This window comes from Jeotgalicoccus huakuii (assembly GCF_036665975.1).
Lineage (GTDB): Bacteria > Bacillota > Bacilli > Staphylococcales > Salinicoccaceae > Jeotgalicoccus > Jeotgalicoccus marinus.
The window spans coordinates 95,110-120,415 of the sequence record NZ_JAVIYN010000003.1 but is presented as its reverse complement, the minus strand read 5'-3'; the positions used below and the strand labels follow the sequence as shown (position 1 = coordinate 120,415).

Here is a 25,306-nt window from a genome sequence, read left to right as displayed (position 1 = left end):
ATTTCTATACATTATTTTGGCCGTAAATGTAGTTACTTGGATAACTATGTATCTCATTATTTTTAAGACACCATTACTTGATGTGAAAGAGGGGGATGAGTAGATGGGTAGCGTAGTATTTTGGTCATGGGTATTTCTGGTTGTATTTGTAGGAATGATGGTGTATTTCGGGATAATGGGGATGAGAAAAACTCATAATAATGATGATTTTGCAACTGCTCGATCAAGTTATGGTCCGATCACAATTGCACTTGTAATTGCAGCTGGGATATCAAGTGGATCTACATTCATGGGTATGCCTGGATTAGCTTTTGACCTTGGAGCACCATCATTATGGTATCCATTACTTTATCCAGTAGCGACTGTTTTTGGAATGTTATTTTTTGCAAAAGCTATTAAAAAATTTGGAGACAAATTAGGAACCAGAACAATACCAGAATTTATAGGGAATCGTTACAATAGTAATTTCCTCAGAATTACTTTAGCAGTTATCTCTGCTCTTTTGATATTTTATGTGATTTCACAATTGGTAGCGGCTGCAACGATGTTCCAAATTATGATGGGGGTAGACTACAGAGTAGGACTTTTAATAACTATAGTTGTTATTGGGGCTTATGTATTTATGGGAGGTTCTCACTCTGATATTTTAACTGATGCTGTACAGGGGCTATTAATGGTAATAATTGCGGTCGTTGTTGTTGTCTGTTTCGTAACTGCTTTTGGTACCGGTGGTGGATTTGGTGAAATGATAGAGACAATTAAAGAAAGAAGGCCTGAAGGGCACTTTGGTAAATTGTTTATACCTGGTGATGAGACATATGGCTCTCTTTGGTTAGTACTATTGCTTTTCATTGCTCATCTACCATTTGCTATACAACCTCATTTAGGTAATAAGTTTATGGCTGTTAAATCAAGTCGTGATTTGAAGAAACTATTAATGTGGACTACAGTATTTGCAACAATACTACCGTTAATGGGGGTAGGTGGTATGTTAGCGATTGCAGTGTTGCCTGGGGATATCGATATTAGACCAGATGCAGTAATACCGACATTATTCACAGAATTATTCCCACCATTTATCGCAGCATTCCTAGCGATTGCAGTTTTATCAGCAGTGATGTCAACTTCAGATGGATTGGTTGTTTCCCTGACTCAATTAGTTGCAAATGACTTATTCAGACTTTCTATAGTGCCAAAACTAAAAATGTCTGAAGAAAAAGCAGAAAAAATTGAATTAAATATTAGTCGTATTGGAACTCCAATAGTATTGATTATTGCAGCAGTTGTTGCAATAAATCCACCTCAATACTTATCAATATTCATGTGGATTGGTATAGGAGGTATTGTTTCTTCTACAGCAGGTCCATTGGTAATTGGGTCATTGTGGAAGAGAGCGAATAAAGCTTCTGCAATCATTTCACTTATTGTTGGTACCGTAGCTTATTGGGTATTATACCTACCGTTTGGTTTTGATATCTCAAACCCTTTTGCAGCAGCTGGATTAGGTGTCATTATTTCAATGGTAACTATGGTAATTTCAGTGTTAGTTACAACTAAGAAAAATGAAGATAATCTAACGGAAATAATTGAGAATAAATAGGAGATGTTGAAATGAAATTGATTTCGCCAAAATATATATATCATGGTTATGGATCAACAAATGAGATAAGTAATATTCTAGAAGAAAATGATATCAAGAAAGTATTTTTATTATGTGATCCAATATTAGAAGAAATAAAGGCTATAGACGAAGTAACTTCTATAATCAAAAGATGTAATATAGAATTTGTAATTTCGACAAATGTAATGGCTGAACCCACAGTAGAAAAAGGGAACGAAGTTATTCAAGAAGTAAGAGATGCAGACCCGGATCTAATTATTGGACTAGGGGGAGGTAGCACAATTGACTTAGCAAAAGCAGCTTCATTAGTTGCACCTCAGTCCGGTAATATAGAAAATTACTTAAATTTGACAGGGGATATGATATTAGAATCAAATAAAATTACAAATATTCTTATGCCCTCGACTTCTGGAACAGGTGCAGAAGTGACAGATATAGCTGTATTCTCAACCGGTGATAGTAAAGATGCAATAACTAATCCTTTGATGATTGCAGATTATGCTATAGTTGATTCATTTTACACGTACTCATTGCCGCCAAAAGTTGCTGCGGCAAGTGGTATTGATGCATTGACTCATGCTATAGAAGCTTATACTTCAGTCGATTCTACACCACTCACTGACAATCTAGCATTTGGTGCGATAGAAAAAATATACGGAAATGTACGAGAAGCAGTGTGGGATAAAACTAATTATGATGCTAAAGATGAATTGTCTTTAGGTAGTTTAATGGCTGGTATGAGTTTCTACAATGCAGGGGTGGCAGGAGTACATGCTTTAGCCTATCCATTAGGTGGAAACTTCAAAATTCCACATGGTGAATCGAATGCTGTCTTATTACCATATGTTTACGATGAAATTATCAAGGCATGTAGTAATAAACTAGCAAACTTAGCTTCAATATTTTCTATTAAAACTTCTGGTAAAAACAACATGGAAATTTCAAAAGAGATTACGGACAAAATTTTTGATCTTGTAGGTGAAGTTGGTCTTCCTAAAAATCTACAATTCTATGATATTTCTAATGATGATATTGATTTACTCACAGAAAATGCATTAAAACAGACTCGACTTTTAGTGCGTAGCCCACTTGAACTAAAAGAGAATGAGATTCGAACTATATATGAAAATGCACTTAATGGAAGAAGTAAATAACATATAAAGGGGAAATTAAAATGGAAATATTAAAACAAGGAAAATCAGCTGCGGACATAAAAAGTGCAGATGAGAAAGTATCTGCTATTGTTAGTGAAACACTGAAAAATATCGAAAAAGAAGGGGATAAAGCAGTAAGGGAACTCTCTGAGAAATTCGATAAATGGTCACCTGAAAATTTCAAATTAAGTGATGAACAAATACAGGAAGTCATAGATCAAATTGATGAACAAACAAAATCTGATATTGCATTTGCTCAAGCAAATATTAAAAAGTTTGCTAAGGCACAAAAGGATTCTTTAAGTGACATTGAAGTAGAGATGGAACCCGGTATCATACTGGGACATAAAAATATCCCGGTCAATAGTGTGGGTTGCTATATTCCAGGTGGTCGATACCCAATGGTTGCTAGTGCGCATATGAGTGTGTTAACAGCAAAAGTTGCTGGAGTAGAACGAGTAATAGCATGTACGCCACCAATTAATGGAGAGATTCCAAAAGAAACAGTTTATGCTATGCATCAGGCAGGAGCAGATGAGATATATATTCTAGGTGGCATTCAAGCAATGGGTGCAATGGCTATTGGTACAGATACAATAGAAAGTGTAGATATGATAGTTGGACCTGGTAATGCTTTTGTTGCTGAAGCAAAAAGACAATTATTTGGTAAAGTAGGAATAGATTTGTTAGCCGGTCCAACTGAAGTAATGGTAATTGCCGATGAAACAAGTGATCCTGAGATGATCGCAACAGACTTAATTGGTCAAATGGAGCATGGACCAACTTCACCAGGAGTACTCATTACAACATCCAAGAAAATTGCTGATTTAACTGTTGAAGAAATTGTTAGACAACTTGATATTTTACCTACTGGAGAAATTGCTAGACAATCTTGGGAAGAATACGGACAAATCATCTTAGTAGAAAACAATGAGGAAGCATTAGCAGTAGCTGATGATTTAGCTTATGAACATGTAGAAATTTTAACCAAAGATGAGGACTTCTTCTTAGAAAACATGACCAATTATGGAGCATTATTTGTTGGTCCAAGAACAAATGTCGCATATGGAGATAAAGCAATTGGAACTAATCACACTCTACCAACAAAACAAGCTGCTAAATACACTGGTGGATTATGGGTAGGTAAATTTATTAAGAATGTTACTTATCAAAGAATAACTTCTGATGAGAAGAGCGTTAAAATAGGAGAGTATGCTGCACGACTTTGTCAGTTAGAAAACTTTGCAGGTCATGCAGAGCAAGGTCTATTACGCGTAAGGAAATATGGAAATAAATAATATTAACTAGGCTATTGAAATACTGTATTTCAATAGCCTGTATTTTTATATTTTAAAGTGAGGAGATAAATGTGTATTTCTCGGAAATGGAAGGGAAAGTTGTTGTTGTTACTGGTGGTAATAGTGGTATTGGTAGGGAAATAGCATTGGAATTCTCAAAGTTGGGTTCTAAAGTGATCGCAATAGGTAGAAATATGGACAGTTTAGAAAAAACAAAATCACTGTTAGATAAAAACGGTGAAGAAAGTTCAATTATCCAATTAGATATTAGTAATATAGAAGAAATGAGAAATAAAGTTGAAAATATTTATACTAAATATAACAAAATAGATGTATTAATAAATAGTGCTGGAATCAATATTACCAAAGATGCTTTTGATGTGACTGAGGAAGATTGGGATAAAGTATTAGACACTAACTTGAAAGCGATGTTCTTCATGTCTCAAGCAGTAGGCGAAATAATGAAAGAAAACGGCGGAGGGAAAATCATAAATTTGGCTTCTCAGATGTCCTTTATAGGATATGTTAAACGAGCTGCATACGGATCAAGTAAAGGTGGAGTCTTACAGCTAACAAAGGCATTAGCAGTAGAATGGGCTAAGTATAATATTAATGTAAATGCAATTGCTCCAACTTTTGTAGAAACAAAACTTACTGAAAATATGTTTGAAGACGAAGCGTTTAAGAAAGATGTTTACCGTAGAATATTGTTTGATGATTTACCTAAACCATCAGACATAGTAGGTGGAGTCTTATATTTGTCTTCAGATCTATCTAAGTATGTGACAGGCGAAACAATTAAAATTGATGCGGGTTGGACTGTTATGTAAACCAACAATTTAACTGAGAGTTTAAAATCACAATATTTTCTTCAATTGTTATGCTACGATATCTTTATATCATAATTTTCAGAAAATGGAGGGTGAATATGGGAGAAGGTAAAAAGAAACAACGATTTGGTGTACCTGATGCGTTTGTCATCATTTTCGGGATTTTAATCATCGCATCGATTGCGACTTATCTAGTACCATCTGGTCAGTTTGATCGTGAAGAGATGGACGGTCGAGAGATTGTTATTGAGGGAACTTATCAAGCGAGTGAACAGAGTCCTGTCAGCGTGCTCGACATTTTCTTAGCTATACAAAATGGTTTAATAGAAAGTGCGGATTTAATTTTCATGGTACTCATTATTGGTGGGGTGGTTGCTGTTCTAGAACACACTGGAGCTATCAATTCTGGTATCAACTCTTTAATTGAAAAGACTAATGGTCGGAAGTATCCGTTAGTTATTCTATTCATCTTGATTTTTGCTTTCATGGATATGGCAGGTATCAGTGGTAACGCAATTATTGCTTTTATTCCAATCGGAATTATCTTAGCTAAAGGTTTAAATCTAGATCCTCTTGTTGGTGTGGCAATGGTGTATCTTGGGCAATACACTGGGGTAGCAACGGGAACATTTGACCCTGTTATTACTGGTTTAGCTCAAAGCATAGCGGAATTACCGTTATTCTCTGGTGCTTGGCTAAGGTTCTCAGCTTTTGTGGTCCTACTATTAATTACAATCGTCTACATATGTTTATACGTTAGAAAGATATCCAAAGATCCATCTAAAAAAATGACTGAGTTTGAAGATGTGGATGAGTTAGAGGATTCTAGTCCTAAGATTGGTAAGTTTACCAACAGACACAAGCTTGTTTTAGTTGTATTCTTCGCATTCCTTGGCGTTTTCCTATACGGTGTGTTCCAGTTTGAATGGACTGTTAACGAACTTGCAGCAATCTTCTTACTTGCAGCAATCGTTGTAGCTGTAATAGCGAAGATTAACCCAAATGAATTCGTTAGTGTGTTCATCAAAGGTGCCCAAGGCATGGTATATGGTGCTTTAGTTATTGGTTTAGCGCGTTCGATTGTACTTGTTTTAGAAGAAGGGGCAGTCCTAGATACAATCGTTAACTACGCGTTCGAGCCATTGAATACTCTACCACCAATGCTCGGTGCAATCACATTATTCTTCTTCAACTTCTTATTTAACTTGATAATTACATCAGGTACAGGGCAAGCAGCAATTGTAATGCCGTTCATAGTACCGCTTGTAGATATGTTAGATATTACACGTCAAACGGGTGTTATTGCTTTCAAATTAGGTGATGGAATCACAAACATTATTACACCAACATCTGGAGTCCTGATGGCAGTATTAGCAGTCGGTAAAGTTTCATTTGTGAGTTGGTTTAAATTTGTTTGGCCACTGGTGTTGATGTGGACAGTAGTAGGTGTCATAACAGTTGCAGTTGCAGTATTAGTGAACTATGGACCATTCTAAAGGGGTAATTAAATGGATAAAGTCTTAAAATACATGGAAGACAATCAAGAGCATATTATTAGTGACATTAGGTATATTGTGGAAAGAGACTCACCATCTAATGATGCGGATTTGGTTGATTTATGTGCAGATAGAATTCAAAAATTGTTCAATAGATATTTTGGATACACTGCTGCAGTCATTGAAAACGATGATTATGGAAATCATCTTAGATTTGAATATGGTGAAGGAGATAGTACAGTACTGATATTATCTCACTTTGACACAGTGTGGGATGAAGGGGATTTACAGGTAAAAATTGAAGGAGATAAATTGTATGGACCAGGGATACTTGATATGAAAGGTGGCTTAGTTCAAGCAATTTGGGCAATTAAAGCAATCAAAGACTTGGGCTTAGACACTGATAATAAGATTGTATTCTTGTGTACAAGTGACGAAGAGATTGGTAGTCCTTCTTCTAAGAAAATTATTGAAGCAGCGGCAGTGGATAGTGATTATGTACTTGTTACAGAACCTCCTGTTGCTGATACCGGAGCCTTGAAAACAGGACGTAAAGGTTCGTCTAGATATTATGTAGAGGTTAGAGGTAGAAAGGCGCATTCTGGTAATAATCATCAAGATGGAATCAATGCAATTAAAGAAGCGGCTAGACATATTGTTGATTTAGAAAACCTAACAGATTATAAAATTGGTACGACAATTAATGTAGGTTCAATTAAAGGTGGTGGGAAGTTAAATGTAGTACCTGACTTTGCAAAATTTGGAGTGAATGTCAGGGTGAAAAATGAAGAAGAGCAATTAAGAATAGATCGATATATTAAAAACATACAACCGTATGAAGAAGGTATAAAACTTAAAGTGACTGGTGGTATTAATAGACCACCAATGAATAAAAATGAGAAAACAGAAGAGTTATTTGAAATTGCCCAAGATGTTGCTGAAGATCTAGATTTAGGTGAATTAAAACAAGCCTATGTCGGTGGTGGGAGTGATGGTAACTTCACGGCCAATCTGGGGATACCCACACTCGATGGACTAGGTGCAGTCGGTGAAGGTATTCATGCGAAGAATGAGCATATTATCGCAAGTGAAGTCCCGAATAGAGCAGCATTACTTAGTAAGTTGCTAGTTACTTTATAGATTTACAATGTGAAGGATTCATGAAAAATAACCAGCTGCGTGTTAAATCTGCAGCTGGTTATTTGTTTTCCCTACAAATACTTCGTCGATTCATGCTGAACTTCATAAATCGCCTTTGTGATCACTTGCATATCTTTTGCTGTAGGTAAGTCACTCACTGCAATGACATGCTTATCTACAGGTTGTTGAATTGAAAAGTTCGTCACGATAATGTCTGCTTCATCTGACTCTAAGATATCCTTCAACAAATACTGATCAACAATATCGACGTCAATTTGTCTGTCAAAATCAAACTTAAGTTTTTGTTGGATAATTTTTGCATGGTACTGATCATTGGCACTGACAAGTTTCACTACCGGTTGTTTCATATGAGTATAGATATTCAGTAACAAGTCATTCCAATGTGTAATTAATATATACATCAAATGGTGTAGAACTGTGTCAGAAAGATTAAGGCTCATAATTTTATTGTATTGCTTCAGCGAATTCTCAATATCTTCATACATATTAGGAGCGATTGATTGAAATGTGCTGACAAACATTGATTTCTGAGTAGATAAAATCTGTCTGGCTTTGAGTGAACGCACCCCTTTTTGGGCTGCATTATGCATATCTAACACTAGGGTTTCAAAGTTGTCTATTGGCATTTTGTATTTATCTGCCAATTTATTGATAACACTCGTTAATTGAAGTACAGATTTACCAACATAATCGTAGGTGTTGGCAGCTTGTATTAAATCTTGATAGCTTTGGTAATGGTGTTTAGTTAAGAAATAACTCGCTATGTCTTCTGACATGTCGATATCAAATGGATAACCAAACATTTTTGTATGAAGTTCATCCACTCTCTCTTTATTATCTATTTTTCGGTAAAAGTCACCAAAAAAAGAATGTTTGTTTTCTGCATAATTCTCATTTTTATATCTGATATAAGAAATCGCAATAGCGATTTTGATCTCTCTCATAGAAGAGAAGTTCAGTTTCTCTGAAAATGATGGTTCAAACATTTCTAAAAATTGGTTTAAACTCTCTTCATCAATATCTTTAAAAGGCCATTTTTCAACCGGATATCGTTCTGAAAAGTACTGAATATAGAAGCTTCTAATGTTGCTTTCATCACTATGAAGGCGACATGGGCTGGAGGTGAACGATATATCAGCATGTTTTTGTAAGGACTCATTTATTGTGTTGATATGTCGATAAATCGTCGGTATAGAGATGTGAAGGTCTTGAGCTAAAGCTTCTACAGTTAAATTATCATCATATAACGTGCGTTCAATAATTTGGAAATGAATACTTTCTTTCATGACATATTGTGTAATGATATCTATTGTGATGCCTGGGTTAAAAATCAGCATAAATTCTTTGCCACGATTTTCTATTGTAAAGCAGTCTTTTAACTCCGAATCTATTAGCTCATCAATCTCTTCTTGAGCTGTTCTTATAGAGCAATCTAGCTCCCAAGCAATTGTCTGTATATGAACGTACTCATCAGAACTTTCCAATAGATGAAGTAATTCAAATTTTCTTTTCATAGAATGCGATAATAAATCAATCATAATTTAACCTCCAATAAATCTCGTAAACTCATTTTTATATTTTAACAAATTGAGTAATTATATTTTTGTCTATTTTATGAGAAAAATGGAAATTTAATAATTTTTATTATACATACGTAAGTTAATACAGTTATATAATATAAATTAGATTATATTCAAATTTTTAATGTATCTAGACAAAACATGTAGTAGTGTTAGCATTATGGTATTAACAGACAGGAGTCTTTCTTATGAAATATACAATACATAAATCGGCTTTTCTAAATGATATAAACCGAGACAATATATCGGGTGGTTTGATGACAGGGATGTTAGGTATTATCGGTCCGCCTGTCATGGTTATTGAGGCAGCAAATGCCGGGATGTTTAGTCATGAGCAAACGATTACTTGGTTCTATGGCGTACATTTTTTTGGTGCCTTACTCGGTATGATTATGTCTATATATTACCGCATGCCAATAGTCGGGGCACATTCTTTAACCGGTGTTGCATTTTTAGTTACAGTGACACCGTATTTTACTTTTGAAGAACTTGTCGGGAGCTATATTATTACGGCACTTATAATAATGGCGTTTGGTCTGTCTGGGATATTTAAAAAGGTAATGAGTTGGATTCCGAGGGAGATTATTGCTGCGATGTTGGCGGGGATTATCTCGTCATATGTATTCGGTCTTATTCCTGCTACAGTCGATATGCCAATCATTGGAATAACTGCAATTGTCGCGTTTTTTATTTTCCGTAAATGGGATTTAAGAATTCCACCAATGCTGGCTGGTGTATTTACAGCTGTTATTATGTATTTTGTTTTAAACAACTTTGATTTTTCGGCAATAGGTACGACACCTGTAGCGCCGACCTTTACGACACCAGAGTTCTCTATTTCAGCAATCATATCAATCACATTACCGTTAACCTTGTTAATATTATCAAATGATGCAACACCTGCAATCGGGGCTCTGGAGAGCAATGGCTATAAGGTACCCATTAATAACATATTAACAGTAAGTGGAATTGCTTCACTCGGGGCAACAATTTTTGGAGGTCAATCTGCAAATGTCGGGGGCATGATGACAACGATTGCATCGGACCATGCGTCTGGTGAAAAGTCGACTCGCTATGTCGCTTCAGTCATTTCTAGCATCATTATGATTATATTTGCGATATTTGCCTGGGCACTCGTACCATTAATGTTTGATTTACCGGCGTCATTAATGGCGATTTTAACCGGCTTTGTCTTAATCGGTGTATTTGCTTCAACCTTAAGACGTAGTTTCTCAAATCCGAAATATACGATGAGCGTTATTTTTACATTTATTATCGCAGCGTCTGGAGTGACTTATTTTTATATTAGTGCACCCATATGGGCGATGTTAATTGGCACATTGGTTGCGAAATTCATTGAGGACTAAAATTTGATTCAAATCATTCAATATAGTGTATGTTGTTAATCAAAAAGACTGGAAATATTGATTTGTTTATACTATAGTAAAATGTATTGAATATTTGCCGACATAGTTTAATGGTAGAACACAGCCATGGTAAGGCTGCAATACGAGTTCGATTCTCGTTGTCGGCTGTCTTATACCAACTCAAAATTGAGTTGGTCTTTTTTATGGTTACTTATTTGCATTACTTCTAGCTTATGGGTAGTCTAATAACTAAGCATGGACAATGGAGGTTAATATGACAACGCTCACTTTACAAGAAGCCATATTTAATGTAAGCAATTTAAGAAATCAAATTACTAAAGAATACGAGAAGTTCAGTACAGAATTTCGGGTGCCGATCGCGGTGAATAATGAGAAGATTGATAACGATGATAAGGTCGTTAAAGTAAATGAGACCTTAGAGAAAATTAAGGATTTAAAGACAGACTTAATCACTTTGAAAACAGCAATCCATTTGAAAAATACAACAGGCGAATTATCAGTGGATGGCCATGTAATGACAGCATCAGCGACTTTGGAATCATTGAAGATTGAACGTGATATCATCAATAATATTTCATCAAATATAAACTTTGGTTACGGCAGAGAACGTGTAAAGACGATTTCTGGTGTCGGTATTGTTGAAGAAGGTATTGTTAATGAGGACGCAGTTAGAGATTACCTAGAATCACTAGAGAAAAGTGTGCATAAGAAATCCATGCTAATTGATAAATTTAACAGTAGCGAAACGATTGAAGTCACTTTGAAGACGATATAAGTTTTATTGGTAAAAAGAGACCGATTCCTAATCGAAAAATTGATGGATTACTTTTTACGACTTACTTATCTTTTACGATTTAAGAATACGGACACGAATGATGGAAATCATAGTGATTATTATCTCTTTTGATGGAGGATTTTCCTCAAAAACTTCTGGATGCAAAGTTTTGCCTTTAAGACCATCCTTAAATCAAATAATAAGACTAGGGGTGCACTGATGTGCTGAGAGATGAAATTCGACCCTTTGAACCTGTAGGTTAGGACCTGCGTTAGGGAAGTCTGTGTCGATAAACTTTGGCAACATGGTATTTATAGGCCCGGACCTCTCATAAGGTTCGGGTTTTTATCTTGTTTAGTCAAAAGGAGGAATCGATATGTTTACAGATCGATTATGGACACGTGTAGAAGGAATTTGGAAGTCGTATTTAAATCATCCTTTTGTGATGGGCTTGGGGGATGGATCTCTTGAAATTGATAAGTTTCAGCATTGGTTAAAACAGGATTATGTGTATTTAGTCGAATATGCACGGTTAATGGCGATTGGTGCAGAGAAGGCACCGGATTTAGATACAATGAATTTATTTGCTGAGTTGTTACATGGTACGTTGTTCGGCGAGATGGAGCTTCATAGAAGTTTTTCAAAACGATTTGGAATTTCAGAGGATGCGCTATTAGAAACTGAGGCGGCTAGTGAAAATACAGCATATACCTCATACATGTTGAATCACGCACAGCGTGGTGATGCAGCTGTTGTAGCTGCATGCTTATTGACTTGTGCATGGTCTTATAACTTTATAGGAAATCACTTAAAGAATAATTATAACCATGAGAATAATCCATATAAAGAATGGGTGGATATGTATTCAGACACAGAGTTTACTGCATTAAATAATACTGCAATGAAGCTGATGAATCGTCTAGCAGAGGGTAAACCTGAGCGCGAACTGCTTGTTTTAGAAGAAATTGTGGTGAAGACAAGTAAGTACGAGTATATGTTTTGGGAGATGTGTGAAAATAAATCTAATTGGGATGTTTTACAAGGCGAGAAATGACTAGGAAATTAATTATTCATAATAATAAGTTTTCTAAAATGTTAAGGGTCTGTAAAACATGTGTATTCCATAATTTCTTTGGGGTAAGGTAGGACTAACATCACGATTCAGTCTGAAAACCTATACTACTTTAAGGAGAGGGAATTAATTATGAAGAAACTCTTAACTGTTACATCATTAGTAGGCGTATTGGCACTTGCTGCATGCGGAGGCGGTTCTGAAGAAGAAGGTACAGAGGAAGGTACAGAAACAGAAGAATCTGGTACAGAAGGAACTGAAACAGAGACTGAAGGCACAGAATCAGAAGATACAGAGTCAGAAGATACTGAATCAGATGACGAAGGTGAATAGAATATTTGAATATCGGCCGCCGGTAAAAACCGGTGGCTTTTTTTCTTGATGCGAATTATTAAAATTTTGTAAGGGTATCATATATAATATATATAATTCGACATATTATAGGAGCGAAAAGAAGTATGAAAATTGGTGTGATTTCTGATTTGCATATTGATCGATACAATGATGAAAACCTACAACAGAAGGATTTTACCTTAACCTTGTCAAATGAGGTGAATCGTCAATCACTCGATGTGTTGTTGATAGCGGGCGATATTTCGAACGATCATATGCGGTCTTATCGTTTCATGCAGGCACTGGAGCAAATGACCGGCATTGTGATTTACTTTGTACCAGGCAACCATGACTTTTGGAATCAATCCGGAGATGATAAGACGACAAATGAGATTCATCAATTCTTCAAAAGCACGAAGTATTATAAAGAAGGCGAGCCTGTAGATTTAGGTAATGGTTGGGCAATCGTTATGAATGCTGCTTGGTATGACTATACTTATGCAAGTGACCGCTTTTCTAAATCACGTCTAGAAGAACGCAGTTATTACGGTGGAACATGGCAAGATTTAGTACGTGTAGACTGGGGAAAAAGCGATCCGGAAGTTTCTTTAAAACTTGCAGAAAAAGCTGCACATGATTTGGAAATGGTAAAGGATAAAAAAATTATTTTAATGACCCATGTCGCAACTCATAAAGCATTTAGAGTTCCCATGCCAAACCGCTTATTTGATTACTACAATGCCTTTATTGGTACGTCAGACTTTGACACATTTTATGAGGACTATGATATTGAATACAGCGTTATGGGGCATATCCACTTTCGACACCAAGTTATTGAAGGTGGCGTTAAATATATTTGTGCATGCCTTGGATACCGTAGAGAATGGCGGACAAAAGATATTGTTCATGAGATACGCGATGCCTTAGAAATTATAGAAATTTAAAAAGACCTTAGGGTCTTTTTTTGTTTTAAGTTTATTTATTAACTTGTCCGAAAAAAATATAAGTGACGTGAAATTCCTATATATAGGGTGAAGGCATATATAGGAGGTTAATAGATGATTTTAACAACGAGGAAAATGAGTAGAGAACTATTATATTTATTAGCACTAGAACGTCGGTCCATTTTGACGTCAAATGATGCTAGGAAACTAAAAACTTTAAAACGAGGTTACGAAGGAGAAGTACTTTTCGATAGAATTTTTGATGACGTAGGGCATAGTTCAGTACTGGTATTTCGGGATATCTATTTGAAAATTGGGGATAGTGTCGCTCAGTATGACACTTTGATTTTGAGCGATGAGGAAATAGTATTGAATGAGATTAAAAACTTTTCGGGTCTTTATCGATTTGAAAATGAGGAGTGGACTGTGAATGGTAAGCGACTTCCAGATGATGCGATGGTGCAGGTGAAGCGGGCGGAAGGGAAATTAATAAGATTATTGTCTCATGGTCGGTTGGATATAGAGGTCAAAAGTCGGTTAGTTTTTCCGAATGTGGAATTTAGGTTAAGTACCGACAATCAGAAGTTACGTCAGTTAGTTGTGATGCGTTCAGAGTTAAAAGATTATTTTTATGGTTTTAAGAATTTGTACGCAAGTAGTCAGGCTGAGACAGTGGCGAAATTAATTGAACGTCACATTGTTGAAGATCCGTTCTTCAATAGAAGTGCGATTTTTGAGCGTTTGAGAAAAGGTGCATATTGTGGGAATTGTTATAGTTTCGAATTGGAGGACAGACATTTTCATTTTAAATGTGTAAGGTGTGGCTATTTGGAAACTAAAGAATCCCAAGTTTTAAGAGCGTGTTGTGATTATAAGGCATTGTTTAGAGACAAGAAGATTACAAAGCGTAATATTTATAATCTGTTAGATGGCCAAGTGAGTTTGCGAACAATTTATAGAATGCTAAACAAATACGGGACTAAGATTGGTAATGCTAAAAATTCATATTACGAACTATCCTTTGATGAATTTCACCAAGTAAATAAGAGTTTATTAGATAGTCGCAGATTCAAGGATAGGCATATAAAAGAATAATTGAACTATACGCAGGAATCCGGTAGATGTCAAACGACATTGTCCAGAAAAGGCGTTAATCGGGTAGATGTCAAACGACATTGTCCAGTAAATGCGTTAATCGGGTAGATGTCAAAGGACATTGTCCAGTAAATGCGTTAATCGGGTAGATGTCAAACGACATTGTCCACCAAAAAACAAAACACGACAGGTGAGGGCTCTCACCTGCCGACACCATTAGCGGACAGAGGCTATTTCTTTTTGATTTCTTCGTATTTAGCGTACCATTCTGGGAAAACGCGCTTGAAGACGACTGGCTTGAATTCTCCATCAACTTTTTTTACTACAAGTAGGGTCGTTGTACCGTGAGTACAAACTTCACCATCTCCGTTGACAATTTCAAAACCGTAGATGGTCCGCATACCTGTATTTTCTTCTACCCAGGTGCGGACAAAGGCACGATCACTGTATTTTAGTGGTTTGGCATAGGTAATATTGACATTGTGTACTGGGGCTAAATATCCTTCTCTCTCCATCGCTAAATAATCATAACCGATGTCTTCGATTAGTTTGCGACGCCCGAGTTCTAGCCATTTGATATATGAACCATGATAGATGACGCCCATCATATCAGTATCTGCATACAAAATTTGAATTTCTGTTTCTGCTACATATACACTCATTAAAATCCTCCTATTAATACATATTAATATTGTATCATTCTAATACTGTAAAAATCTCCTCTACTTTTAGACCAGCAAAATAAAGGTTATGATAGAATGAGGTAACTAGGAATGGGGTAATAATATGAAATTACTAACTTTTATAGATTCAGATTCAGGAGATTGTCGTACAGGGGTACTTACTTCTAAAGGTGTACTCGACATCTCTGAAGACTTTAGTTCGATTCAAGAGGTTATGAACCATCAAGGAAAGGCTGAAGCACTGATTGATTTTTATATTGAAGGTGAAGGTGTGGATTTTCTAGAGTATGACAGTCTCACTCTTGGACCAGCTGTTCCTAATCCAGGAGAAATCATTTGTGTTGGGGTAAATTACAAACGCCACGCTGAGGAAATGCAAATTGATATTCCCAAACATCCGATACTATTTTCTAAGTTTAACAACGCACTCACTGCGCATAATAGTACTATAAATATTCCGCAAGGTGTGACTGCAATGGATTATGAAGGTGAGTTAGCGATTATAATCGGGAAGACAGCTAAAAGTGTCAGTAGAGAAGACGCTATGGACTATATTTTTGGTTATACAAATGCGAATGATGTATCGGAGAGAACATCACAATTTAGAACGAGCCAATGGCTAACAGGTAAGACCTATGATGGTTTCTGTCCCGTTGGACCATACATTGTCACCTTAGAAGAACTCGGAGAACCTCATAAATTACGTATTAAGACTTATGTCAATGGTGAGTTGCGTCAAGACTCTAATACAAATGATATGATATTTAAAAGTAGAAGTTTAGTTAGTTATATTTCCCAGTTTATGACTTTAGAGCCAGGCGATATTATTTTAACAGGAACTCCAGAAGGTGTTGCTTCGGGTTATAAAACAGCAATTAAACCTTGGATAAAAGACGGTGACACTGTCACTGTTGAGATTGAGTCACTTGGTAGATTAACAAACCGCTTTAAAATGGAGTGATAGAAATGTCAGTGTATGGTAAAGTTCACAAACTTTTTGTCGGTAAAGTAAAAACGATTGGTAATCCTAAGGCAGAAGAAAAGATGGATCAAGAATGGCAGACTGGTGCATTCAAAGAAGAGACTAAAGAAGCGGTGTTTTTATCGAAAAATGGTTTAGTAGGAGATGAATGTCAGGATAAGAAAAACCATGGTGGTCCTGAAAAAGCTTTGTTTGCTTATGCAGTTAGTCACTACGAAAAATGGTGTGTTGAACTCGCTACTGATGACATTGGACCTGGTGGTAATGGAGAAAATATTGCTGTCTTGCATATGGATGAGGAATCGGTATGCATTGGGGACATCTACGAACTGGGTGAGGCTACCATTCAAGTTTCGCAACCTAGAAGACCTTGCTGGAAGCCTGCTAGACGACATGGCGATATTGAACTTGCTAAAAAGATAGAAGATAGTGGGCGGACAGGTTGGTACTTTAGAGTACTTAGAGAAGGTAAAATCAAAACAAACGATGAATTTAAGCTATTAGAACGCCCAGCACCGGATTGGACGATTGCTCAGATGAACGAGGTGCTTTACCATAACCGTGACAATATTGGCTTACTAGAAAATCTTAGAGACCAAGAATTCACACCAGACAGTTGGGTTAAAACAATCAATAAAATATTAACAGGTGAGGAAATTGATGAATCACCAAGGTTGTATGGACCGAATATATAAAAGACTAGATTTTATTTCTAGTCTTTTTTTACTTGCTCATCCATTCAATTGCTTTTTTGATGCCTTGATCCCAATAAGCATAATCATGTTTACCGGGCCCATCTTCAAATTTTAATTTAACCCCTTTAGAGCGAAGTGTATCAGCAAATTCCAGATTGTCACTGTGTAGTTCATCTTCTTGACCACACATGATATAAAGTTCGGGAAGATTGTTTGAAAGAGTCCCCTTTTCTATAATAGTGGTGATATCGAGTGCAGTTTCTCTCGTAGTAGATGCATCACCAATTATGTTAGCCATCTGAAAGTCTTGCCATTCATAGTTTAATAATTTTTCAGGGTTTGTAGCTGCTGACATGAAGCATGCTTTTGAGAATAATTCTGGATGTTCGAATGTTGTTTTAATCGCTCCAAAACCACCCATAGAGTGACCGGCAAGGAAGTTATCATGACGATCTAGAGAAAGTGGGAAGATGCTATGAGCATAATTCCAAACTTCTAAGATGTGATCCTCATAACTATGGCCGTATTTCATGTTGGTATAAAAACTATTGTCACCGTCAGGGAGAATGATTGCAATACCATAATCATTTGCATAACGCTCAATACTGGTAAAGCGTAGGTATGAATTATAATCGCTTGAAAGACCATGGAGAATCATTAAAGCGGGTAATAATTTGTTTTGTGCCTCTGTGTCATAATGACTATCCGCTTCGGGTAAAATTATATTGAAATAATGATGTTTACCTAATACTTTTGAGTAAAAATTGATATGCATTAGTGCCACTTAATCAAGACCTTTCTCTTTATAAAATAAGAGCAGCCCTACATGGGCCACTCACAAATTAATTGTTAATGGATTGTGCTTTTGGTTCTTTGTCATCAGGGTTATGAGTCGGGTCTAGTTTGCGCTCGACAAATCTTAGACCGAAGTCGATAATGACCGCAATTAATGCAATGGGAATCGCACCAGCTAAAATGTATACTGTACCATCAGTGGCATTAGTTCCTCGGATAATTAAGTCAGTCAGGGTAGGAGCTCCAATAAAGGAACCGATTGCTACGACACCGATTGCCACAACGAGGGCAATGCGGAAGCCACCAATAATAACCGATAATGCTAAAGGTAATTCAATCAATCTTAAGACTTGATTACGTGTCATACCCATACTTTTACCCGCATCAGTAATATTATGATCCACACCTTTAATGCCAGCATAGGTGTTTTTTATGATGGGTAATAGAGCGTATAAAAAGACGGTCATAATGACGGTGTTTGTTCCTAAGCCCATAACTAACATTAAAATTGCAAGCATCGCTAGGGCAGGAACAGTTTGAATAATGTTAGCCAAAGTGATGACAAAACCGGACAGTTTTGAATAACGCGCAATCATTATACCAATTGGTACACCGACAATCGCAGCAAATAACACACCGTAGACACTCATAAGTAAGTGGTCTAAGAAGAGTCGGAATAAGTAAGGGAAGTTATTGGTAAAGTAATCAAATAGTTCAACTAATAAGTTACCATCCATTTTAATTCTCCTCCTCTTCAAAGTAGTTATGTTCTTCTAAAAATTGTTCTGCAACAATAGCAGGTTCAGTGCCTTCTTCGTCTGCTTGGTAGTTTAATTGTTGCATCGTTTCAGTTGTGATCGTACCTTCTAAACGCATCAGTGCCTCGTCTATAACCGGATATTCTTCAATGATTTCATAGGTCGCAAAAGGTGATGCATCATAAGGTGGGAAGAATTGTAAATCATCTTCTAACACGACTAAGTCATAGGCTGCAATACGACCATCGGTTGTGTAACCTAAAGCGACATCTAAGCTGCCACTATACAGGGCTTCATATACCAAACTAATTTGCATCGGACTCATGTCAGAAAAACCAAATCCATATGCTTCTTGGAATGCATCATAGCCATCGCCTTCACGGTTAACCCAAGAGTTGTCCACACCTACTGCGAATTCATCTGCATATTCAGCTAAATCAGAAGTTTTCTCGAGATTATATTCTTCAGCGGTTTCCTGTGTCACCATAAAAGCATAGGTGTTATCGAAACCATAGGAATTATAGAATTTCATATTGTACTGATCTTTAAAACCATCTTGTACTAATTTTAAGGCCTCATCTGGATCGCTGACAGGTTCTTCTTGTAAGGCACCTGTTAAATCTGTACCAGTGTATCTAGTTCCAGAAATTTGAGCATCACCTGTAATTAAGGCGTTATGTTGAATCGTTGATGAGCCTAGATTATTGATTAAAGTCGGTTGAAGCTCTCCATCACTATAGTGTTCAATCATAAGTCTGACCATATGTGATGTGATTTGTGATTCAGATGTACTTAATGATGTAATTGTAATACCATCGCTCGAACTGCTACTTAAACCAGGTAAGCTACACCCGGATAAGAAGATAACAGATACGAGGATGACAGTTATAAATCTTTTTATCTGTGTCATATATTCTCTCCTATCTGGATACTTTTAATCCTTTGGGTGTGATCCATTTTTCTGTAAGTGCCAAACAATAGTCTGCTAGTAGAGCAATAACAGTCACCATGATTGTTGCACTGATAATTAATTCTGGTTGGTAGGTATTTAACCCATTAAAAATATAATCTCCTAAACCACCTGCGCCAATATAACTCGCAAGTGTTGCCCATGAAATGACATATACAGATGACAGGCGGATACCACTTAAAATTAATGGTGTAGCTAAGGGGATTTCAAGGCCTTTGATTATTTGTCCCTTAGTCATTCCCATGCTCTTAGCTGCATCTCTAAGGTCTGGGTCAATATTTCTCACACCGATGATGGTGTTATTTAAAATAGGTAATAAGATATAGGCGCTAAGTGCAATAATTGCTGGCACACGTCCAATGCCGAATAATGGAATCATCAGTGCCAATACGGCTAGTGTTGGGACGGTTTGCAGTACGCCTGCTAAGGTGAGTATCCAACCCGCTAAACGTTTAGTGTTTGCTATAGCCATACCTATAGGGACAGCAATGATAATACCGATTCCTAGAGATATTATAGAAATATAAAGGTGTTCCCATGTTTTGAAAAGTAAGTCGCTACCATTGGAACTAAGAAAATCCATCATGATTGCTCAACTCCTAAGGGATTACTTTCATCTTCCTGGTTTTCTCCCCAAATCGTGTCATACACGATATCAACTAAGTTTGAACGGGTAATGAGTCCGACTAACTTGTTGTTATCATCGATAACTGGAATATTTCTAATGTTACGTTTCAAGATAGTACGAACAGAATCTTGAAGTTTAGAATCTATACCGATTCGATAAACGTCGCGATTCATAAGGTCAACAAGATCCATACCTTTTCTGTAACCATCATTAATATCTTCAATATCTACAAAACCAAGTAACTTTTTCTGATCGTCTGTTACAAGGATTGTATCGATGCGCTTTTCTCTCATGAGTGTTATACAATCATTGATTGATTTATCTACAGTGATGCTAATTGGTTGAATCATGGCATCTTGTACGGTTCTCATATTTGGACGGTCTTGGATGAGACGGCCTTCACCAATGAAATCACGAACGAAGTCATTTGCAGGATGTCTTAAAATTTCATCAGGTGTATCAAATTGAACAATTTTTCCGTGACTCATAATAACAATTCTGTCAGCGAGTTTGATCGCTTCATCCATGTCATGGGTAACGAAGATAAATGTCTTGCCTAATTTTTTCTGTAATTCTTTAACTAAATCTTGTAGGGTATCACGCGTAATAGGGTCTAAGGCGCCGAAGGGTTCATCCATCAGGATGATGTTTTGTTCAGCTGCAAGTGCTCTGACAACACCGATACGTTGTTGCTGACCACCTGAGAGTTCGGAAGGATAACGGTCGAGATACTCTTCTGGTAAATCGACTAGTTTGATCAGTTCTCTCGCTTTTTTGTCTTTATCTTCATCGGACCATTTTAATAGTCTGGGTACTAAGGTGATGTTTTCTTTGATTGTCATATGAGGTAAGAGTCCAATTTGTTGAATGACATAACCAATACTACGACGAAGTTCAACAGGGTTTTTCTTAGAAATATCCTCACCATTTATTGTGATTGTGCCTGTTGATGGTTCAATCATGCGATTGATCATGCGTAGAGCAGTTGTTTTACCACTCCCGCTCGTACCAATAAAGGCAATAAATTCACCTTCATTAATATCGAGTGAAATATTGTCGACGGCTTTCTTGTTACCGCCATAAGTTTTTGAAACGTTCTTAAAACTGAGCATAATCTATCTCCTTTTCTATAATTAAAAAGTTGACCTCAGAACATGGTTAGTATAGCATAGTGAATTTTTAATTTCATATTAATAGATAAGTTTCACATATTTAAAATGCTTTGAAAACACTGTTATATATAGTATTGTGAAATATATTATTGAAATTTATCGAAATATTAATATAAAATAATATGAAATTTTGAAACGCATAAATTATAATACCCTATAATTTTAAAAGTATTCAGAAAATTATTTGACAAGTTCATGACAAACAATTAGCTTTAAATTAAATAGAAGAAGGGGTGTATATATGCAAGAAGATATTTTATCGAAAGCAGCCGCATTAAAAGAGGACATTATTTGTTGGAGAAGACATTTACACCAGTATCCTGAACTATCATTTGAAGAAGTAGAAACAGTTAGATTCGTTAAAGAGAAACTTGAACAATTAAATTTTGATATCGAGTACCCGATCGCGAAAACTGGTTTAATAGCTACTTTAAAAGGAGAATCTGAGGGTCCGACAGTTGCCTTACGTGCGGATATGGATGCCCTGCCAATACAAGAAGAAAGTAATCTACCTTATAAATCGTCAGTCGATGGCGTCGGGCATTTGTGTGGGCATGACGCACATACTGCAATTTTACTTGGTGCTGCTCATATACTCAGCCAAAATCCGCTGAAGAAGGGGAATATTAAATTGCTGTTCCAGCCAGCTGAAGAGGGCTATAGTGGTGCAGAGGTGATGGTAAATGAAGGCGCCTTACAAAATCCCGCTGTTGATGTGATTGCTGGACTGCATGTGCATCCAACAGTAAAAACAGGAGAAACTTCAATTACAGAAGGTTATGCGACGGCGTGTGCAGACTCATTTGATATTAAGATTATTGGCAAAGGCGGGCATGCTGCCCATCCTCACTTATCCATTGACCCGATTGCAATTGCTTCGACAGTCATTGCATCATTGCAGCAGGTCGTCAGTAGAAATGTTGACCCTTTAGAAAACATCGTTTTAACAATAGGGAAGATTAACGGTGGATTTGCGAGAAATGTCATTGCGCCAGAGGTCACCTTAGAAGGCACTGTAAGATTATTAAATCCAAACCTTAGACCACTCGTTAAAGAAAAGATGGATGAGTATTTAAAAGGTATTACCGAAGGCATGGGTGGGACTTATGAATTTACTTATACAGATGGTATTCCTTCAGTTTATAATGAGCCAACATTAATTCCTGACTTACAACACTCTATCGATAAAATCCTTGGTGAAAATCAACTGCTTAAAGTGAAACCGAGTATGGGTGGAGAAGATTTTTCATATTATACTAACAAGATTCCAGGTGTCTTCTTTAGGCTAGGTACGAATGGCAGTGAAGATACGAGCTACCCCAATCATCACCCTAAATTTAATGTGGATGAAGAAGCTTTGCCTTATGGTTCAGCGATACTGGTACAATTTGCATATGATTATATAGAAAATCATTAAGTTTAAAATTTATTAGGTTGTGATGGATCACAATAGGGTATGAATAACTAAGTAATTTTTCTAGGAGGATTTACATGAAAAACAGATATAGTGCGGATATTGAATATTTAACAGTAGGCTTAGACCATGCCAAGGTTGAAGTTGAAGCTTTTGTGAATCTAGGATGCCCTTATTGCCAAACATTCTTTGAAGTTGTTGATGAGGTATTGAAGCCTTATGCAGATGATGGTTATATCAAACTTGTTCTTAAACATGTGGACAGAACGAAATCAAAATTATTGCGTGGTACTATTGCCAATAATTATGTGGACCATGATGATCCAATCGAAGGGTATAATACAATGAAAGAACTATTTATGACACAAGATTCATGGTCAGGTAGCTTTAAGGAAACAATTAACAAATGTGAAAATGACCTGGGCTTACCTGAATTAAAAGCACAGTATGACCGTGGTGAGGAAGTGCTTAAAGACTTCGACGAACGAGGATTAAGAATCGTACCAACTGTGTTTATTAATGGCGAACAGGTAGATTACAAGCCAAAAGAACTGTCTAAAGATGAAGTAGCTGAGCTATTTAAAAATAAAATAGAACCTTTAAAATAGGCTTGTGTTTCAAGTCTATTTTATTTTAGTGTATAGTACCTGTAAGGAGAGATAGATATGAAATATTTTGCCGTTTTTTATCAATGAAAAGTGAAGCATTATCCAAACAACATCGACCAGAGCATCTGGCATTTTTAGAAACACAAAGAAATGCAGGTAATATCTTAATGAACGGACGCTTTACTGATGGCTCCGGAGGACTCGTGATATATAGAGGTGAAGATGAAAGTGAAATTGAATCACTCGTCAACGAGGATCCTTACATTAAATTAGGTGCAAGAAATTACGAGATACATGAATGGGATATGGAAAGTAACTACGAGTTTTAGATGTTCGGAGTGGTAAAAGATGATTAGGGCAACTAGAAGAGCGAGCTTCATTATTATTGCAATGCTATTGATGATCACACCGCTTGTTAAAGCGCAAGAAGAAATCAATCCATACTTATTGAACATGGTTGATATTCGGGCTTCATCTGAAGAGGCGAATCAAGAAGCGTGGCAGATGATCAGCCGTATGAATCATGTAGAGAATCGAATTTTATATGAAACGAATAATCATGGAGCAATATTTATATTGGCAGATACACCGATTACTGAACAACCAGAATTTGAATACTTAAAGGGTAGCGTCCCTAGAGGACATACTAACTCATGGGATTCGATTCCCGGTGCTGGAGCGTATGAATCTATCGCACGAATTGGTTATAGTGATCCAGGTAAAGGGCATTCTGCCATTAACCTTGAGCTTCACGAGTATGGCCATGTTGTTGACTCATTTACAGTCGGGGTTCAAGTGAGTGAAACGGAAGAATTTCGTGCAGTTCAGAACGCTGAGCTCGATAGTCTGTTTGGTGATAATTCACAAAAAGATTACTATAATAATGTAGATGAGTACTTTGCAGAAGCCTTTGCAATGTATTATCTAAATGATGAAAGTCGTAGTGAACTGGCTTCAAAAGCACCAAGAACACTCGCCTTCTTCGATAAATTTGCACATAGCATTTTATCAGTTGGGGAAGTGACAGGTAATACTGTTACGATGCACTGGGATCCACATGAAGATGCAGTTGAATATGAAGTGTTTAGAAATGATGAATCTGTCGGTACAACGACAGGTCCAAACTACAGAATAGAAGGACTTGATACAGACACAACCTATGATTTTAAAGTCATTGCTAAAGATTCAGAAGGTAAAGCCTTGTATACTTCATACACACGGTCGGCACTGACGGGTAGTGTACAGGATCCACCTGATGTAGATATTGAAGAACTCGAAGCTACAATCTCTGAAGTTGAATCTGCGTACGAAGATGAAGAAATGGGCAGATCATTAACAAGAGCCTTACAAAATGCGAATACTTATATTGCAGATGTAAACAATGATGAATATACTTCTGGGGGCAATGAAATTACTCAAGGTGGCGTAGATTCATTGAATGCAAGTTTACAAGAAGCTTGGGAAGAAGATGAGGAAATCAAGCGTCAAATTGAAGAGGAAAAACAACGTGAAGAAGAAGAAAGACAGGCAGAAGAAAAGAGAAAAGCAGAGGAACAGGCTGCCTTAGAAGCTAAAGAGAGAGAAGAAGCTGAAGCCTTAGCAGAAAGAGAAGCACTGATGTCAACTTTAACTAAGGTTGGTGTTGGACTCTTAGTGATTGTTGCTGTATTTATTGGCTGGATGGTATATCGTAAGAGAAAATAAAAATAGAAGAGATGACTCGGACAAGTATACTAGTCCGAGTCATTTTTTATTTTAAAGTGGAAGATGAAAAAATAATAGGGTCGACTAAAAAAGATTAAAATTATCAGAAAATAGACTTGATTTAGACATATTTATATTGTAAGGTTGTCA

Annotated in this window: 25 protein-coding genes, 1 tRNA gene and 1 riboswitch; of the genes, 19 read left to right on the top strand and 7 right to left on the bottom strand. The window is 36.6% G+C overall.

Translation table 11 applies throughout. From position 1 onward, the window contains the following. The first annotated feature begins 103 nt into the window (after positions 1–103). The 6 genes from V6E76_RS02565 (at position 104) to V6E76_RS02540 (ending at position 7,539) form a co-directional block, all read left to right on the top strand. On the top strand, positions 104–1,600 hold the full coding sequence (locus tag V6E76_RS02565; protein WP_247348648.1) for a sodium:solute symporter family protein: 1,497 nt from the start codon (positions 104–106) through the stop codon (positions 1,598–1,600). 11 nt (positions 1,601–1,611) lie between these two features. After that, a complete protein-coding gene (locus tag V6E76_RS02560; protein ID WP_247348646.1) occupies positions 1,612–2,775 on the top strand; it encodes an iron-containing alcohol dehydrogenase in 1,164 nt (387 codons plus the stop codon). 20 nt (positions 2,776–2,795) lie between these two features. Then, positions 2,796–4,073, top strand: a complete 1,278-nt coding sequence (gene hisD, locus V6E76_RS02555) for a histidinol dehydrogenase (RefSeq protein ID WP_247348644.1) — start codon at positions 2,796–2,798, stop codon at positions 4,071–4,073. A 71-nt stretch (positions 4,074–4,144) separates the two neighbouring features. Next, on the top strand, positions 4,145–4,903 hold the full coding sequence (locus V6E76_RS02550) for an SDR family oxidoreductase (RefSeq protein ID WP_247348642.1): 759 nt from the start codon (positions 4,145–4,147) through the stop codon (positions 4,901–4,903). Between the two features lie 98 nt (positions 4,904–5,001). After that, positions 5,002–6,399 (top strand): AbgT family transporter, encoded by a 1,398-nt coding sequence (locus V6E76_RS02545; protein ID WP_247348641.1) that lies wholly within the window; start codon positions 5,002–5,004, stop codon positions 6,397–6,399. A gap of 12 nt (positions 6,400–6,411) precedes the next feature. Beyond that, positions 6,412–7,539 (top strand): M20 family metallopeptidase, encoded by a 1,128-nt coding sequence (locus V6E76_RS02540; RefSeq protein WP_247348639.1) that lies wholly within the window; start codon positions 6,412–6,414, stop codon positions 7,537–7,539. Between the two features lie 71 nt (positions 7,540–7,610). Here the strand turns inward: V6E76_RS02540 and V6E76_RS02535 are convergent, their stop codons facing one another. Then, positions 7,611–9,098 carry an AcpB/EbpR/MafR family transcriptional regulator gene (locus tag V6E76_RS02535; protein WP_247348636.1) on the bottom strand — a complete coding sequence of 496 codons (1,488 nt, stop codon included), beginning with the start codon at positions 9,096–9,098 and terminating at the stop codon, positions 7,611–7,613. Between the two features lie 230 nt (positions 9,099–9,328). Here V6E76_RS02535 and V6E76_RS02530 point away from each other — a divergent pair, with 230 nt between their 5' ends. From V6E76_RS02530 to V6E76_RS02500, 7 genes are all read left to right on the top strand, one after another. Further along, entirely contained in the window at positions 9,329–10,507 is a 1,179-nt protein-coding gene (locus tag V6E76_RS02530; RefSeq protein WP_247348634.1) for a benzoate/H(+) symporter BenE family transporter, read from the top strand. 96 nt (positions 10,508–10,603) lie between these two features. Beyond that, a tRNA-Thr gene (locus tag V6E76_RS02525) sits at positions 10,604–10,674 on the top strand. A gap of 107 nt (positions 10,675–10,781) precedes the next feature. Beyond that, the gene (locus V6E76_RS02520; protein ID WP_247348632.1) at positions 10,782–11,303 is read left to right on the top strand and encodes a hypothetical protein; all 522 of its coding nucleotides are present in this window, start codon (positions 10,782–10,784) and stop codon (positions 11,301–11,303) included. Positions 11,304–11,500: 197 nt separating this feature from the next. Continuing rightward, positions 11,501–11,598, top strand: a riboswitch (TPP riboswitch). An 81-nt stretch (positions 11,599–11,679) separates the two neighbouring features. Further along, positions 11,680–12,357: a thiaminase II gene (tenA, locus tag V6E76_RS02515; protein ID WP_247348630.1), complete on the top strand. Its 678-nt coding sequence runs from the start codon at positions 11,680–11,682 to the stop codon at positions 12,355–12,357. A 150-nt stretch (positions 12,358–12,507) separates the two neighbouring features. After that, positions 12,508–12,708 (top strand): hypothetical protein, encoded by a 201-nt coding sequence (locus V6E76_RS02510; RefSeq protein ID WP_026866075.1) that lies wholly within the window; start codon positions 12,508–12,510, stop codon positions 12,706–12,708. Positions 12,709–12,833: 125 nt separating this feature from the next. After that, a complete protein-coding gene (locus V6E76_RS02505) occupies positions 12,834–13,652 on the top strand; it encodes a metallophosphoesterase (RefSeq protein ID WP_247348628.1) in 819 nt (272 codons plus the stop codon). A gap of 114 nt (positions 13,653–13,766) precedes the next feature. Further along, a complete protein-coding gene (locus V6E76_RS02500; protein WP_247348626.1) occupies positions 13,767–14,747 on the top strand; it encodes a nuclease-related domain-containing protein in 981 nt (326 codons plus the stop codon). Positions 14,748–14,977: 230 nt separating this feature from the next. Here V6E76_RS02500 and V6E76_RS02495 read toward each other — a convergent pair whose 3' ends face one another. Further along, positions 14,978–15,409 carry an acyl-CoA thioesterase gene (locus tag V6E76_RS02495; protein ID WP_035855668.1) on the bottom strand — a complete coding sequence of 144 codons (432 nt, stop codon included), beginning with the start codon at positions 15,407–15,409 and terminating at the stop codon, positions 14,978–14,980. Between the two features lie 124 nt (positions 15,410–15,533). Here V6E76_RS02495 and V6E76_RS02490 point away from each other — a divergent pair, with 124 nt between their 5' ends. Both V6E76_RS02490 and V6E76_RS02485 read left to right on the top strand, forming a co-directional pair. Further along, the gene (locus V6E76_RS02490; protein WP_247348624.1) at positions 15,534–16,391 is read left to right on the top strand and encodes a fumarylacetoacetate hydrolase family protein; all 858 of its coding nucleotides are present in this window, start codon (positions 15,534–15,536) and stop codon (positions 16,389–16,391) included. A 5-nt stretch (positions 16,392–16,396) separates the two neighbouring features. Then, positions 16,397–17,107, top strand: a complete 711-nt coding sequence (locus tag V6E76_RS02485; RefSeq protein WP_247348622.1) for an MOSC domain-containing protein — start codon at positions 16,397–16,399, stop codon at positions 17,105–17,107. Between the two features lie 28 nt (positions 17,108–17,135). On the opposite strand, the gene V6E76_RS02480 is transcribed toward V6E76_RS02485, so the two are convergent. The 5 genes from V6E76_RS02480 to V6E76_RS02460 form a co-directional block, all read right to left on the bottom strand. Then, a complete protein-coding gene (locus V6E76_RS02480; RefSeq protein WP_499797696.1) occupies positions 17,136–17,882 on the bottom strand; it encodes an alpha/beta hydrolase in 747 nt (248 codons plus the stop codon). Between the two features lie 67 nt (positions 17,883–17,949). Continuing rightward, positions 17,950–18,639, bottom strand: coding sequence for an ABC transporter permease (locus V6E76_RS02475; RefSeq protein ID WP_026866069.1), 690 nt, complete (start codon positions 18,637–18,639; stop codon positions 17,950–17,952). 1 nt (position 18,640) lies between these two features. Continuing rightward, positions 18,641–19,570 (bottom strand): osmoprotectant ABC transporter substrate-binding protein, encoded by a 930-nt coding sequence (locus tag V6E76_RS02470; RefSeq protein WP_247348616.1) that lies wholly within the window; start codon positions 19,568–19,570, stop codon positions 18,641–18,643. A gap of 10 nt (positions 19,571–19,580) precedes the next feature. Then, entirely contained in the window at positions 19,581–20,216 is a 636-nt protein-coding gene (locus V6E76_RS02465) for an ABC transporter permease (protein ID WP_026866067.1), read from the bottom strand. Next, positions 20,213–21,370, bottom strand: a complete 1,158-nt coding sequence (locus V6E76_RS02460; RefSeq protein ID WP_247348615.1) for an ABC transporter ATP-binding protein — start codon at positions 21,368–21,370, stop codon at positions 20,213–20,215. The genes V6E76_RS02465 and V6E76_RS02460 overlap by 4 nt, the downstream gene beginning before the upstream one ends. Positions 21,371–21,671: 301 nt before the next feature. Here V6E76_RS02460 and V6E76_RS02455 point away from each other — a divergent pair, with 301 nt between their 5' ends. The 4 genes from V6E76_RS02455 to V6E76_RS02440 all read left to right on the top strand — a co-directional run bounded on the left by V6E76_RS02455 (position 21,672) and on the right by V6E76_RS02440 (position 25,156). Continuing rightward, the gene (locus V6E76_RS02455) at positions 21,672–22,847 is read left to right on the top strand and encodes a M20 family metallopeptidase (protein ID WP_247348612.1); all 1,176 of its coding nucleotides are present in this window, start codon (positions 21,672–21,674) and stop codon (positions 22,845–22,847) included. Between the two features lie 74 nt (positions 22,848–22,921). After that, positions 22,922–23,452: a thioredoxin domain-containing protein gene (locus tag V6E76_RS02450; protein WP_247348609.1), complete on the top strand. Its 531-nt coding sequence runs from the start codon at positions 22,922–22,924 to the stop codon at positions 23,450–23,452. A gap of 83 nt (positions 23,453–23,535) precedes the next feature. Next, positions 23,536–23,781: a YciI family protein gene (locus V6E76_RS02445; protein WP_247348606.1), complete on the top strand. Its 246-nt coding sequence runs from the start codon at positions 23,536–23,538 to the stop codon at positions 23,779–23,781. 19 nt (positions 23,782–23,800) lie between these two features. Then, the gene (locus V6E76_RS02440) at positions 23,801–25,156 is read left to right on the top strand and encodes an anthrax toxin lethal factor-related metalloendopeptidase (protein ID WP_247348604.1); all 1,356 of its coding nucleotides are present in this window, start codon (positions 23,801–23,803) and stop codon (positions 25,154–25,156) included. Positions 25,157–25,306: the final 150 nt, after the last annotated feature.